At 69.8% G+C, this 14238-nt stretch carries 10 protein-coding genes and 1 tRNA gene; 2 read left to right on the top strand and 9 right to left on the bottom strand.

The features are described 5' to 3' along the window. Positions 1–167: 167 nt before the first annotated feature. From VIM19_13640 to VIM19_13600, 9 genes are all read right to left on the bottom strand, one after another. Positions 168–4049, bottom strand: a complete 3882-nt coding sequence (locus VIM19_13640) for a DNA-directed RNA polymerase subunit beta' (protein HEY5185913.1) — start codon at positions 4047–4049, stop codon at positions 168–170. An 80-nt stretch (positions 4050–4129) separates the two neighbouring features. After that, positions 4130–7606, bottom strand: coding sequence for a DNA-directed RNA polymerase subunit beta (gene rpoB, locus VIM19_13635; protein ID HEY5185912.1), 3477 nt, complete (start codon positions 7604–7606; stop codon positions 4130–4132). 301 nt (positions 7607–7907) lie between these two features. Continuing rightward, positions 7908–8300: a 50S ribosomal protein L7/L12 gene (gene rplL / locus VIM19_13630; GenBank protein HEY5185911.1), complete on the bottom strand. Its 393-nt coding sequence runs from the start codon at positions 8298–8300 to the stop codon at positions 7908–7910. A gap of 55 nt (positions 8301–8355) precedes the next feature. Further along, a complete protein-coding gene (gene rplJ / locus VIM19_13625) occupies positions 8356–9075 on the bottom strand; it encodes a 50S ribosomal protein L10 (protein ID HEY5185910.1) in 720 nt (239 codons plus the stop codon). Between the two features lie 265 nt (positions 9076–9340). Further along, on the bottom strand, positions 9341–10066 hold the full coding sequence (gene rplA, locus VIM19_13620; protein ID HEY5185909.1) for a 50S ribosomal protein L1: 726 nt from the start codon (positions 10064–10066) through the stop codon (positions 9341–9343). Positions 10067–10173: 107 nt separating this feature from the next. After that, the gene (gene rplK / locus VIM19_13615; GenBank protein ID HEY5185908.1) at positions 10174–10605 is read right to left on the bottom strand and encodes a 50S ribosomal protein L11; all 432 of its coding nucleotides are present in this window, start codon (positions 10603–10605) and stop codon (positions 10174–10176) included. Between the two features lie 8 nt (positions 10606–10613). After that, complete coding sequence (gene nusG, locus VIM19_13610; protein ID HEY5185907.1) at positions 10614–11348, bottom strand: transcription termination/antitermination protein NusG; 735 nt, start codon at positions 11346–11348, stop codon at positions 10614–10616. 48 nt (positions 11349–11396) lie between these two features. Then, positions 11397–11663 (bottom strand): preprotein translocase subunit SecE, encoded by a 267-nt coding sequence (gene secE / locus VIM19_13605; protein ID HEY5185906.1) that lies wholly within the window; start codon positions 11661–11663, stop codon positions 11397–11399. A gap of 83 nt (positions 11664–11746) precedes the next feature. Further along, positions 11747–11820: transfer RNA gene (locus VIM19_13600), tRNA-Trp, on the bottom strand. A gap of 137 nt (positions 11821–11957) precedes the next feature. Between VIM19_13600 and VIM19_13595 the strand changes: the two genes are divergently transcribed. Continuing rightward, the gene (locus tag VIM19_13595; protein ID HEY5185905.1) at positions 11958–13199 is read left to right on the top strand and encodes a pyridoxal phosphate-dependent aminotransferase; all 1242 of its coding nucleotides are present in this window, start codon (positions 11958–11960) and stop codon (positions 13197–13199) included. Continuing rightward, a partial coding sequence (locus VIM19_13590) for an adenosine deaminase (protein ID HEY5185904.1) occupies positions 13196–14238 on the top strand: 1043 nt, incomplete at its 3' end. The genes VIM19_13595 and VIM19_13590, both read left to right, overlap by 4 nt.

The raw sequence follows: 14238 nt of genomic DNA, 5'->3' as shown, positions 1-14238 counted from the left end.
GGCCGTGGGGTACCCCGTCGGGTACACCGAGCCGGGCGGGGCCGGCCACGGGTCAGGCGGCTGCGGTGGGGCGCCCGCCGCGGGGCCTCGGTCATGCTGCCTCCTGCTGGAACGCGCACGGCCCCGCTCCCGGGTTGGGGGGCGGGGCCGTACGGATGATCCCTGGCTCAGCCGCGGTAGTCGAAGTCGTAGTCCTCGAGCGGGACCGCGGCGGCCGGGCTGGCCCCGAAGCCGGTGTAGTCGACCTCGTCGTAGACCGCCATCGAGTACATGGCCGCCTTGGCCTCCTCGGTCGGCTCCACCCGGACGTTGCGGTACCGGGCCAGGCCGGTGCCCGCCGGGATGAGCTTGCCGATGATGACGTTCTCCTTCAGACCGAGGAGCGGGTCCGACTTGGCGTGGATCGCCGCGTCGGTGAGCACCCGGGTGGTCTCCTGGAAGGACGCCGCCGACAGCCACGACTCGGTGGCCAGCGAGGCCTTGGTGATGCCCATGAGCTCCGGCCGGCCGGAGGCCGGGGTGGCACCCTCGGCGACCAGCTGGCGGTTCTCCTCCTCGAAGCGGGTCCGCTCGACCAGCTCGCCCGGCAGCATCGTCGCCTCACCGGACTCGATGATCGTGACCCGCTTGAGCATCTGCCGGACGATCACCTCGATGTGCTTGTCGTGGATCGACACGCCCTGGCTCCGGTAGACCTCCTGGACCTGCTCCACGAGGTAGCGCTGCACCGCGCGCGGGCCGAGGATCCGCAGCACCTGCTTGGGGTCGACCGCACCCGCGACGAGCTGCTGGCCCGCCTCGACGTGGTCGCCCTCACCGACCAGCAGCCGGGACCGCTTGGAGACCGGGTAGGCCACCTCGTCGGTCCCGTCGTCCGGCACCACAACGATCTTGCGGGACTTCTCGACGTCGTCGATGCGGACCCGACCCGCGGACTCGCTGATCGGGGCCACGCCCTTGGGCGTGCGCGCCTCGAACAGCTCGACCACGCGGGGCAGGCCGTGGGTGATGTCCTCACCCGCGACACCGCCGGTGTGGAACGTCCGCATCGTCAGCTGGGTGCCCGGCTCGCCGATCGACTGCGCGGCGATGATGCCCACCGCCTCGCCGACGTCGACTATCTTGCCGGTGGCCAGCGAACGCCCGTAGCAGGCCGCGCAGGTGCCGACCTTGCTCTCGCAGGTGAGCACGCTGCGCACCTTGATCTGCCCGACACCGAGGCGGACGAGCTCCTCGATGACCGGCATGGTGAGGTCCGACCCGGCCGCGGCGTCCGTGCTGCCGTCGACGCTGACGTCCTCGGCCAGGGTGCGCGCGTAGACCGACGACTCGACGTCGTCGTGCTGACGGAAGCCACCGCCGGACAGCGGGACGGCGACCGGGAACGGCAGCCCGCGGTCGGTGCCGCAGTCCTCCTCACGGATGATCACGTCCTGGGAGACGTCGACCAGTCGCCGGGTGAGGTAGCCGGAGTCGGCGGTCCGCAGCGCGGTGTCCGCCAGTCCCTTGCGAGCACCGTGCGTGGAGATGAAGTACTCCAGCACCGACAGGCCCTCACGGAAGTTGGACTTGATCGGTCGGGGGATGATCTCGCCCTTGGGGTTGGCCACCAGACCGCGCATACCGGCGATCTGACGGACCTGCATCATGTTTCCGCGGGCGCCCGAGTGGACCATCATCCAGACCGGGTTGGTGGGGGGGAAGTTTTCCTCCATCTCCTTGGCCACCTCGTTGGTGGCCTGGGTCCAGATCTCGATGAGCTCCTGACGACGCTCGTCGTCGGTGATCAGGCCCTTCTCGTACTGGCCCTGGACCTTCTCCGCCTTGCCCTCGTACACGTTGAGGATCTGGGTTTTGTTCGGGGGCGTCACGACGTCGCTGATGGAGATGGTGACCCCGGCCCGGGTGGCCCAGTGGAAGCCGGCCGCCTTCAGGGCGTCCAGCGTGGCGGCCACCTGCACCTTCGGGTACCGCTCGGCCAGGTCGTTGACGATGGCCGACAGCTGCTTCTTGGCCACGTCGGTGTTGACGAATGGGTAGTCCGGCGGGAGCGCCTCGTTGAACAGCGCCCGGCCCAGCGTGGTCTCGAGCAGGAACGGCCGCCCCGGCTCCCAGCCCTCGGGCGCGGTCCAGTCCGCCGGCGGGACGTCGTCGGTGAAGCGGATCCGGACCAGGTGCTGGATGTGCAGCTGACGGGCGTCCATGGCCTGGATCGCCTCGGCGACCGACCCGTACGCCGGCAGCTGGCCCTGCTCGCCCCGCTCGGCCTGGCCGCGCTCGGAGGTCAGGAAATACAGCCCGATGACCATGTCCTGGGTGGGCGAGGTGATCGGGCGGCCGTGCGCCGGGCTCAGGATGTTGTTCGTCGAGAGCATCAGCACCCGGGCCTCGGCCTGAGCCTCGGCCGACAGCGGCAGGTGCACCGCCATCTGGTCGCCGTCGAAGTCCGCGTTGAACGCGGTGCACACCAGCGGGTGGATCTGGATCGCCTTGCCCTCGACCAGCTGCGGCTCGAAGGCCTGGATGCCGAGGCGGTGCAGCGTGGGTGCCCGGTTGAGCAGCACCGGGTGCTCGGAGATGACCTCCTCGAGCACGTCCCACACGACGGGGCGGGCCCGCTCGACCATGCGCTTGGCGCTCTTGATGTTCTGCGCGTGGTTGAGGTCGACCAGCCGCTTCATGACGAACGGCTTGAACAGCTCCAGCGCCATCTGCTTGGGCAGGCCGCACTGGTGCAGCTTCAGCTGCGGACCGACGACGATGACCGAGCGGCCCGAGTAGTCGACGCGCTTGCCGAGCAGGTTCTGGCGGAACCGGCCCTGCTTGCCCTTGAGCATGTCCGACAGCGACTTGAGCGGGCGGTTGCCCGGTCCGGTGACCGGACGCCCCCGGCGGCCGTTGTCGAACAGCGCGTCGACGGCCTCCTGCAGCATCCGCTTCTCGTTGTTCACGATGATCTCGGGCGCCCCCAGGTCGAGGAGCCGCTTGAGCCGGTTGTTCCGGTTGATCACGCGCCGGTACAGGTCGTTCAGGTCGGACGTCGCGAACCGGCCGCCGTCCAGCTGGACCATGGGGCGCAGGTCCGGCGGGATGACCGGGATCGCGTCCAGCACCATGCCCATGGGGCTGTTGCGGGTGTTGAGGAAGGCCGAGACCACGCGCAGCCGCTTGAGCGCGCGGGTCTTCTTCTGGCCCTTGCCGTTGGCGATGGTGTCCCGCAGGATCTCGGCCTCACCGTCGAGGTCGAAGCTCTCCAGCCGGTCCTTGATCGCCTGCGCGCCCATGCCACCGCGGAAGTACATCCCGTAGCGATCCCGCATCTCGCGGTAGAGCAGCTCGTCGCCCTCGAGGTCTTGGGCCTTCAGGCCCTTGAAGCGGTCCCACACGTCGTTGAGCCGGCCCAGCTCGGCATCGGCCCGACGGCGGATCTGCGCCATCTCGCGCTCGGCACCCTCGCGCACCTTGCGGCGCAGGTCGCTCTTGGCGCCCTCCGCCTCGAGCTCGGCCAGGTCGGCCTCGAGCTTCTTTGTGCGGGCGTCGACGTCGGCGTCCCGGCGGTTCTCGACCTGCTGCTTCTCGATGCCCATCTTGGCCTCGAGCGACGGCAGGTCGCGGTGCCGGGACTCCTCGTCCACCCAAGTGATCATGTATGCGGCGAAGTAGATGACCTTCTCGAGGTCCTTCGGGGCCAGGTCGAGCAGGTAGCCGAGCCGGCTCGGGACGCCCTTGAAGTACCAGATGTGGGTGACCGGGGCGGCCAGCTCGATGTGCCCCATGCGCTCACGGCGGACCTTCGCCCGGGTCACCTCGACGCCGCAGCGCTCACAGATGATGCCCTTGAAGCGGACCCGCTTGTACTTGCCGCAGTAGCACTCCCAGTCCCGCGTGGGACCGAAGATCTTCTCGCAGAAGAGACCGTCCTTCTCCGGCTTGAGCGTCCGGTAGTTGATGGTCTCGGGCTTCTTGACCTCACCGTGCGACCACTGGCGGATGTCGTCGCCAGTAGCCAGGCCGATTCGCAGATCGTCGAAGAAGTTGACGTCCAGCAAGACTGCCGCCTGCTTTCTAGATTCGTGACCAATCGGGGCGGGGGTGTCGGTTCCGGGGGGCCCAGCGGGCCCCCAGGAACTCAGACCTCTTCGACGCTGCTCGGCTCCCGGCGGGACAGGTCGATGCCGAGCTCCTCGGCAGCTCGGAAGACGTCCTCGTCGGTGTCACGCAGCTCGACCGAGAGACCGTCGCTGGAGAGCACCTCGACGTTCAGGCACAGCGACTGCATCTCCTTGATCAGCACCTTGAAGGACTCCGGGATGCCGGGCTCCGGAATGTTCTCGCCCTTGACGATGGCCTCGTAGACCTTGACCCGGCCGAGGACGTCGTCGGACTTGATGGTGAGTAGCTCCTGCAGGGCGAAGGCGGCCCCGTAGGCCTCCAGCGCCCACACCTCCATCTCGCCGAACCGCTGCCCACCGAACTGCGCCTTACCACCGAGCGGCTGCTGGGTGATCATCGAGTAGGGGCCGGTCGAGCGGGCGTGGATCTTGTCGTCGACCAGGTGGAGCAGCTTCAGGATGTAGATGTAGCCGACCGAGATCGGGTCGGAGAACGGCTCGCCGGTACGTCCGTCGAACAGCCGCCCCTTGCCGCTGCTGTCGATCATCCGCTGGCCGTCCTTGTTGGGCAGGGTGGAGCCGAGCAGACCGGTGATCTCCTCCTCCCGGGCGCCGTCGAACACCGGCGAGGCCACGACGCTGCCCGAGGGCACGTTCCTGGCCTCGGCGGACAGCTTCACCGCCCAGTCCGGGTTGCCCTCGACGGACCAGCCGGCCATGGCCGCCCAGCCCAGGTGGGTTTCCAGGACCTGGCCGACGTTCATCCGGCCGGGCACGCCCAGCGGGTTCAGGATGATGTCGACCGGGGTGCCGTCCTCGAGGAACGGCATGTCCTCGACCGGGAGGATCTTGGAGATGACGCCCTTGTTGCCGTGCCGACCGGCCAGCTTGTCACCGTTGGTGATCTTGCGTTTCTGGGCCACGTAGACCCGGACCAGCTGGTTGACGCCCGGCGGCAGCTCGTCGCCCTCGTCCCGCTCGAAGACCCGGACGCCGATGATCTTGCCGGACTCGCCGTGCGGCACCTTCAGCGAGGTGTCCCGCACCTCGCGGGCCTTCTCACCGAAGATCGCGCGCAGCAGGCGCTCCTCCGGGGTGAGCTCGGTCTCGCCCTTAGGGGTGACCTTGCCGACCAGCACGTCGCCGGGGACGACCTCGGCGCCGATCCGGATGATGCCGCGGTCGTCGAGGTCGGCCAGGACCTCCTCGGAGACGTTCGGGATGTCCCGGGTGATCTCCTCGGGGCCGAGCTTGGTGTCGCGCGCGTCGACCTCGTGCTCCTCGATGTGGATCGAGGACAGCACGTCGTCCTGCACAAGACGCTGCGACAGGATGATCGCGTCCTCGTAGTTGTGGCCCTCCCACGGCATGAACGCCACCAGCAGGTTGCGCCCGAGCGCCATCTCACCGTTGTCGGTGCAGGGGCCGTCGGCGACGACCTGCCCCTTCTCGACGCGGGTCCCCTCGGCCACGATGGGCTTCTGGTTGAAGCAGGTGCCCTGGTTGGACCGGGTGAACTTGGCCACCCGGTAGGTCCGGGTCACGCCGTCGTCCTGCGCCACGCTGACGTGGTCGGCGGACACCTCGGTGACGACACCGGCGGCCTCGGCGACGATGACGTCCCCGGCGTCGACCGCGGCCCGGTACTCCATGCCGGTGCCCACGAGCGGGGCCTCCGACCGCAGCAGCGGCACGGACTGGCGCTGCATGTTGGAGCCCATGAGCGCCCGGTTGGCGTCGTCGTGCTCGAGGAACGGGATCATGGCCGTGGCCACCGACACCATCTGCCGCGGTGAGACGTCCATGTAGTCGACGTCCGTGGCGGGGATGAACTCCACCTCGCCGCCCTTGCGGCGGACCAGCACCCGGGGCTCGGTGAAGGTGTCGTCCGGGTTCAGCGGGGCGTTCGCCTGCGCGATGACGTGGAGGTCCTCCTCGTCCGCGGTCAGGTAGTCGATCTTGTCGGTGACTTTGCCGTCCTTGACCCGGCGGTACGGAGTCTCGACGAACCCGAACGCGTTGACCCGCCCGTAGGAGGACAGCGAGCCGATCAGACCGATGTTCGGACCCTCAGGGGTCTCGATCGGGCACATCCGGCCGTAGTGCGAGGGGTGCACGTCGCGGACCTCGAAGCCGGCCCGCTCGCGGGACAGACCACCAGGGCCGAGCGCCGAGAGCCGGCGCTTGTGGGTCAGACCGGCCAGCGGGTTGGTCTGGTCCATGAACTGCGACAGCTGGCTGGTGCCGAAGAACTCCTTGATGGAGGCGACGACCGGCCGGATGTTGATCAGGGTCTGCGGCGTGATCGCCTCGACGTCCTGGGTGGTCATCCGCTCTCGGACGACTCGCTCCATGCGGGCCAGGCCGGTCCGGACCTGGTTCTGGATGAGCTCGCCGACCGTGCGCAGCCGCCGGTTGCCGAAGTGGTCGATGTCGTCGACCTCGACCCGCACCGGCGAGCCGTCGGCGCGGCTCGGGAACTCGGTCTCGCCCGCGTGCAGCGCCACGATGTAACGGATCGTGGACGCGATGTCATCGAGGGTGAGCGTGCCCTGCATCAGGTCGGTGCTCAGCCCGAGCTTCTTGTTCGCCTTGTACCGGCCGACCTTGGCCAGGTCGTACCGCTTGGCGTTGAAGTACATGTTGTCGAGCAGGGTCTGCGCCGCCTCACGCGTGGGCGGCTCGCCCGGGCGCAGCTTGCGGTAGATGTCGAGCAGCGCCTCGTCCTGGGTCGCGGTGTGGTCCTTCTCCAGGGTCAGCCGCATGGACTCGTACTGGCCGAACTCCTCGAGGATCTTGGCCTCGTCCCAGCCCAGCGCCTTGAGCAGCACGGTCACGCTCTGCTTGCGCTTGCGGTCGATCCGGACGCCGACCATGTCCTTCTTGTCGACCTCGAACTCCAGCCAGGCACCCCGGGACGGGATGATCTTGGCCCCGTAGAGGTCCTTGTCGGAGGTCTTGTCCACCTGGGTGTCGAAGTACACGCCGGGCGAGCGCACCAGCTGGGAGACCACGACCCGCTCGGTGCCGTTGATAACGAAGGTGCCCTTGGGGGTCATCAGGGGGAAGTCCCCCATGAAGACCGTCTGGCTCTTGATCTCGCCGGTCTCGTTGTTCATGAACTCCGCGGTGACGAACAGCGGGGCAGCGAACGTGAAGTCGCGGTCCTTGCACTCGTCGATGGAGTTCTTCGGCGGCTCGAAGCGGTGGTCCCGGAAGGACAGCGACATCGTCCCCGAGAAGTCCTCGATGGGGCTGATCTCCTCGAAGATCTCCTCGAGGCCGGACTTGGTGGGTACCGAGAGCCCGGAGGCCGCGGCCTCCTCGACCCTCGCCTTCCACGCGTCGTTGCCGAGCAGCCAGTCGAAGCTGTCCGTCTGCAGCGCGAGGAGGTCCGGAACCTCGAGCGGTTCGCGGATCTTGGCGAAGGAGATGCGCAGTGGTGCGGTGGAGTTGCGGGAAGTCGAAGCGGGGGCGTTGCGCGAGGCGGCCAAGAGGCGTCCTTCCGAGGGCTCGCGGGCACATTCCGCGCATGCGTCATGTCCCACGGCTAGCGCGTGGGAAATCATGAGCAGCGCAAAGATTCAGCATAGCCCACACGACGGCCGCTGTCGAGCCGGAGTACCCACGGCGAAGCCAGGTGCACCCCGGTGACCCGGGAGAACCTCGAAGGAAGGATGAACCCCCGCTGGCCGAAGGTCAAGGATGCTGGGTCACGACCGGGTCACGATCACCGAAACGACGCGAGGGCGGCCGCCCCAGTGGGACGGCCGCCCTCGCGGACTGCGTGAGGTGCTACTTGACGGAGACGGTCGCGCCGGCGCCCTCGAGGGCCGCCTTGGCCTTCTCGGCCGACTCCTTGTTGACCTTCTCCAGGACCGGCTGGGGGGCGCCGTCAACGAGGTCCTTGGCCTCCTTCAGGCCGAGGTTCGTCAGCGTGCGCACCTCCTTGATCACCTGGATCTTCTTCTCGCCAGCGGCCTCGAGGATGACGTCGAACTCGTCCTGCTCCTCGGCCGCCGCCGCCCCGGCGTCGCCGCCGGCCGCAGCCGGCGCGGCCGCGACGGCCACCGGGGCCGCGGCCGTGACGCCGAAGGTGTCCTCGAACTGCTTTACGAACTCCGAGAGGTCGATGAGCGACATCTCCTTGAACGCGTCAAGGAGTTCGTCGGTGCTGAGCTTCGCCATGTCGGCGGTCCTTCCCTGCTGGTGTGAGCTGGATGGGTGGGGTCGGGCGGCCCGGTCAGGCCTGGGTGGTCTCCTCGGCGGTCGGCTCGGCGCCGGCTGCCTCGGGTGCCTCGGGTGCCGCCTCGGCAGCCTCCGCGGCCTGGGACTCGGCCGTCTCCTCGACGACCTCCTCGACCGCGGCGTCGGCCGGGGTCTCGGCCTCGGGCTCCGCGGCCGGAGCGGGAGCCGGGGTACCGGCCCCCCCGTTCAGGACCGTGGGGTCCTGCTCCGCCTTCTGGCGCAGCGCCTCGACCAGACGAGCCGTCTGGGCCAGTGGTGCGGCGAACAGCGACACCGCGTTGGACAGCGATGCCTTCATCGCGCCCGCGAGCTTCGCGAGCAGCACCTCACGGGACTCGAGGTCCGCGAGCTTCTTGATCTCGTCGGCGGTGATCGCCTTGCCGTCGAGGACCCCGCCCTTGATCACGAGGTGCGAGTTGGCCTTGGCGAAGTCGCGCAGGCCCTTGGCGGCCTCGACCGGGTCACCGCTGACGAAGGCGATCGCCGAGGGGCCGGCCAGCGAGGCCTCGAGCCCTTCGACGCCGGCCTCGCGGGCAGCGATCTTGGTCAGCGTGTTCTTCACCACGGCGTAGGACGCGTGCTCACCCAGGGACTTGCGCAGCTGCTTGAGCTGGGCGACGGTGAGCCCGCGGTACTCGGTCAGCACGACAGCCTTCGAGCCCCGGAACTGCTCCGTGAGCTCGGCTACCGTGGCCGCCTTGTCGGGCCTGGCCATGGGGTGGTTCCTTTCGGTCGGCCGTACTCGTGATCGCGCGGTTCGGCCCCGAGACGACGAACGCCCCGGCGCAGGGCGCACGGGGCGGCACCGCCGAACGGCGGTCTCGCTACGTTCACCTGCGCGGGCCGCCCGCGAGCTGCGGGGCCTTCGACCACCCGGGATCGGCGTGAGCCGGCCCCCGATGGCGACCTGCGGTCTGTGGCTGAGATCAGGGTACGGGTGCCGCGGGCCCGGGCCAAATCGGCGCCGGGCCCGCGGCCCGTCAGGAGCTGGCGCCGGCCTCGAGCGCGGCGGTCAGCTTGGCGGTGCGGCTGGGGTCCACCGGGATTCCGGGGCCCATCGTGGTCGCCATGACGACCTTCTTGATGTACCGGCCCTTGGCCGTGGCCGGCTTGAGCCGGAGCACCTCGTCGAGCCCCGCTGCGTAGTTCTCCAGCAGCGCCTGGTCGGAGAACGACACCTTGCCGACGATGAAGTGCAGGTTCGCGTGCCGGTCCACCCGGAACTCGATCTTGCCGCCCTTGATCTCGGTCACCGCCTTGGCCACGTCGTTGGTCACGGTGCCCGTCTTCGGGTTCGGCATCAGGCCGCGGGGGCCGAGCACCCGGCCGAGCCGGCCGACCTTGCCCATGAGGTCGGGGGTGGAGACGACGGAGTCGAAGTCCAGCCGGCCGCCCTCGACCTCGGCGATCAGCTCGTCGGCGCCCACGATGTCCGCACCCGCGGCACGCGCCTCCTCGGCGCGCTCACCGGTCGCGAACACGAGGACCCGGGCCGTCTTGCCGGTGCCGTGCGGCAGGTTCACCGTGCCGCGGACCATCTGGTCGGCCTTGCGGGGGTCCACCCCGAGGCGCATCGCGACCTCGACGGTCGCGTCGTACTTCGTGGTGGAGGTCACCTTGGCCAGCCGCAGGGCGTCCAGCGGCTCGTAGAGCGCGTCGCGGTCGATCTTCTCGGCGGCGGCGCGGTAGGACTTGCTGCGCTTCATGGTTGCTGCTCCTTGGTTCGTGGTGCGGGTGCAGTCGTGGTCAGCGGGCCAGCGCGTGGCCCTCCCACGCCGTCCGGCGGTCGGCCGGGCGGACGTCAGTCGACTGGTCAGTCGGTGACGGTGATGCCCATCGATCGGGCGGTCCCCGCGATGATCTTCTCCGCGGCGTCCAGGTCGTTGGCGTTGAGGTCGGCCATCTTGGTCTGGGCGATCTCCCGCACCTGCTCGCGGGTGATCTTGGCGACCTTCGTGGTGTGCGGAGTGGGGCTGCCCTTCTCCACACCCGCGGCCTTGAGGATCATGCGCGCGGCCGGCGGGGTCTTGGTGACGAAGGTGAACGAGCGGTCCTCGTAGACCGAGATCTCGACCGGGATCACCTGGCCGCGCTGCGCCTCGGTGGCCGCGTTGTACGCCTTGCAGAACTCCATGATGTTGACGCCGTGCTGGCCCAGCGCCGGGCCTACCGGCGGGGCCGGAGTCGCAACGCCGGCGTTGATCTGCAGCTTGATGACCGCTGCGAGTTTCTTCTTGGGAGGCATGTCCGGTCCTAGTTCTTCTGGATCTGGGAGAACGACAGCTCGACCGGGGTCTCCCGGCCGAAGATCTCCACGAGGCCCTTGACCCGCTGGGTGTCGGCGTTGATCTCGTGGATGGTGGCCTGCAGGCTGGTGAACGGCCCGTCGATCACGGTGACCGAGTCACCGACCTGGAAGTCGAGGACCTTCACCTCGACCTTCTCGGCGGCCTTGGCCTCGGCCGTCGGGCCGAGGATCGCGACGACCTCGTCGACGGTCAGCGGGGTGGGCTGGTGGGCGTGCCCGACGAAGCCGGTGACGCCCGGGGTGTTGCGAACCGCACCCCACGACTCGTCGGTGAGGTCCATGCGAACCAGGACGTACCCGGGGAACTTGTTGCGCCGGACCAGCTTGCGCTGGCCGTTCTTGATCTCGACCGCCTCTTCCTGCGGAACCTCGACCTGGAAGATGAAGTCCTCCATGTTCAGCGAGGTCGTGCGGCTCTCGATGTTGGTCTTCACCCGGTTCTCGTACCCGGCGTAGGAGTGCACGACGTACCACTCGCCGGGCGCGGCCCGCAGCGCCAGCCGGAACGCGGTGACCGGGTCGAGCTCCTCCCCGGCCAACTCTTCCTCGGCCGCCTCGACCGCCTCGGCCGCAACGACCTCCTCGACCTCGACGACCTCGACGACCTCCTCGGTCGCAGGGTCCATCACGGCGTCGTCGATGTCGACGCCGTCTGGGCTGGTGAACTCGGTCACAGGCACGCTCTTCCTGGTGCTTTCAGCGGGTGCATCGGATCGGGACTCGCGGCATCAGTTGCCGAAGACGAACAAGACGGCGCGCCCGAACACGTAGTCGAGGACGGACACGACGATCGTGACGGCGGTCACGAAGACCATGACGACGGAGGTGTAGGTCATCAGCTCGCTGCGGGTCGGCCAGATGACCTTGCGCAGCTCGGCGACTACCTGGCGGTAGAACAGCCCGAGCCGGGCCATCAGCCCGGGCCGGTCCCCCTTGGCGCCGGAGCCTGGGCGGCCACGCTCCGGGGTCGCCGTGGAACCGTGTGTGTCGGTCACTCGCCTCACCCTCGCGTCGTGGGCCCGCCCCAGGGTGCCGGGACGGGGTCGTGCGTCGTTCGCCGCACCCGAGGGTGCGTGTGCAGGGCCGGAGGGACTCGAACCCCCAACCACCGGTTTTGGAGACCGGGACTCTGACCAATTGAGCTACGGCCCTCCGGCGGCCAGACCCCCGCGCACCCGGACCCGGGCAGGCGAGAACATGGGTGGGAAGCCACCGAGGATCGCCAGTGTACGACGCGGTGGGCACCTCGGTCGAACCGCCGGTGCCCGCCCGTCGCCGGGGGTGGAAGAATCGGCCGGGTGAGCACTCCCTCAGCACATCCGTCGGCCGACCGACGCATCTCCCTGCGGATCGGCGCCATCACAGAGTCCGCGACGCTCGCCGTCGACGCCAAGGCCAAGGCCCTGGCGGCGGCCGGGCGCCCGGTGGTGGGCTTCGCCGCCGGCGAGCCGGACTTCCCCACGCCCGACTACATCGTCGCGGCGGCGATCGCGGCCTGCCAGAACCCGCGATGGCACCGCTACACGCCCGCGGCCGGCCTGCCGGAGCTGCGCGAGGCCATCGCCGCGAAGACGCTGCGGGACAGCGCCTACGAGGTCAGCGCCGCCCAGGTCCTGGTCACCAACGGCGGCAAGCATGCGATCTTCAACGCCTTCGCGACGCTGCTCGACCCCGGTGACGAGGTGCTGCTGCCCGCGCCGTACTGGACCACCTACCCCGAGTCGATCCGGCTGGCCGGCGGCACGCCGGTCGCGGTGCCCACCGACGAGACGTCCGGCTACCGGGCGACCCTGGACCAGCTCGAGGCGGCCCGCACCCCGCGGACCAGGGCTCTGGTCTTCGTGTCGCCGTCCAACCCGACCGGCGCGGTCTACCCGCCGGAGCAGGTCGCGGCGATCGGCCGCTGGGCGGTGGAGCACGGCCTGTGGGTCGTCACCGACGAGATCTACGAGCACCTGGTCTACGACGACGCGCAGTTCGCCTCCATGCCGACCCTCGTGCCCGAGCTGGCCGAGCGCTGCGTCGTGGTCAACGGCGTGGCCAAGACCTACGCCATGACCGGCTGGCGGGTGGGCTGGATGATCGGACCCACGGACACCGTCAAGGCCGCGGCGAACCTGCAGTCGCACTCCACCTCAAACGTGGCCAACGTCTCCCAGGTGGCCGCGCTGGCCGCGGTCTCCGGGGACCTGTCGGCCGTGGCGATGATGCGGGCCGCGTTCGACCGTCGTCGGGTCACCATGACCCAGATGCTGTCCGCCATCCCCGGCGTGACCTGCCCGCGCCCGCATGGCGCCTTCTACTGCTACCCCTCGGTCAAGGGCGTGCTCGGCAAGGAGATCCGCGGGCAGCGCCCGCAGACCTCGCTGGACCTGGCGGCGCTGATCCTGGACGAGGTGGAGGTCGCGGTGGTCCCCGGCGAGGCGTTCGGCACCCCCGGATACCTGCGGCTGTCCTATGCGCTGGGTGACGACGACCTGGTCGAGGGGGTCGGCCGGATCCAGAAGCTGCTGGCCGAGGCTGCCGACTGACCGCCCCTACGGGCGCGGCAGCAGCGCGCCGATCGGCCACCGCGCTGCCCAAGGCGCACCTGCACCTGCACTTCACCGGCGCCATGCGGCACACCACCATGCTCGAGCTCGCGGCCGTGCACGGGGTCCGGCTGCCGGACGCCCTGCTCGAGACCCACCTGCCGGAGCTGACACCCGACGAGCGCGGCTGGTTCCGGTTCCAGCGGCTGTACGACGCGGCCCGGTCGGTGCTGCAGTACCCGAACGACGTCCGTCGGCTGGTCCGCGAGGTCGCCGAGGACGAGCGCGCCGACGGCTCCGGCTGGCTGGAGATCCAGGTCGACCCCAGCGGGTACGCCGCGCGGTTCGGCGGGATCACCGCCTTCCTCGAGCTGGTCCTGGACGCCGTCCGGGACGCGTCCGCCGCCACCGGCGTCGGGATCGCGGTGATCATCGGGGCGAACCGGACCCGGCACCCGATGGACGCCAGGGTGCTGGCCCGGCTCGCCGTCCAGTACGCCGGCCGCGGGGTGGTCGGCTTCGGGCTGGCCAACGACGAGCGCCGGGCGCCCGCCGAGGACTTCGAGCGGGCCTTCCGGATCGCCCGCAGGGCCGACCTGCTGGCCACGCCGCACGGCGGCGAGCTGCTCGGCGCAGCGTCCGTGCGCTCGTGCGTCACGGCGCTGGGAGCGGACCGGATCGGCCACGGGGTGCGCTCGGTCGAGGACCCGGCCGTGCTCGACCTGCTGGCCGAGCGCGGCATCACCTGCGAGGTGTGCCCCAGCTCGAACGTCGGAATGGGGATCTACCCGAACCTGTCGAGCGTGCCGCTGCGGCAGCTGCTGGCCGCGGGGGTCCCGGTCGCGCTGGCCGCCGACGACCCGCTGCTGTTCGGCTCCCGGCTGGCCGCCCAGTACACGGTCGCGCGCGAGACGCACGGCCTGGACGACGCCGCGCTGGCCGGGCTGGCCCGCTCATCGGTCCGGGCCGCACGGATGCCCGACGACCTGCGCCGGCGGCTGCTGGCCGGGATCGACGACTGGCTGGCCGCCGCCTACAG

The organism is Actinomycetes bacterium (assembly GCA_036510875.1).
Classification (GTDB): Bacteria; Actinomycetota; Actinomycetes; order Prado026; family Prado026; genus DATCDE01.
Note: the sequence above shows the minus strand (reverse complement) of the source record. Positions and strands in the feature narration are given on the sequence as shown.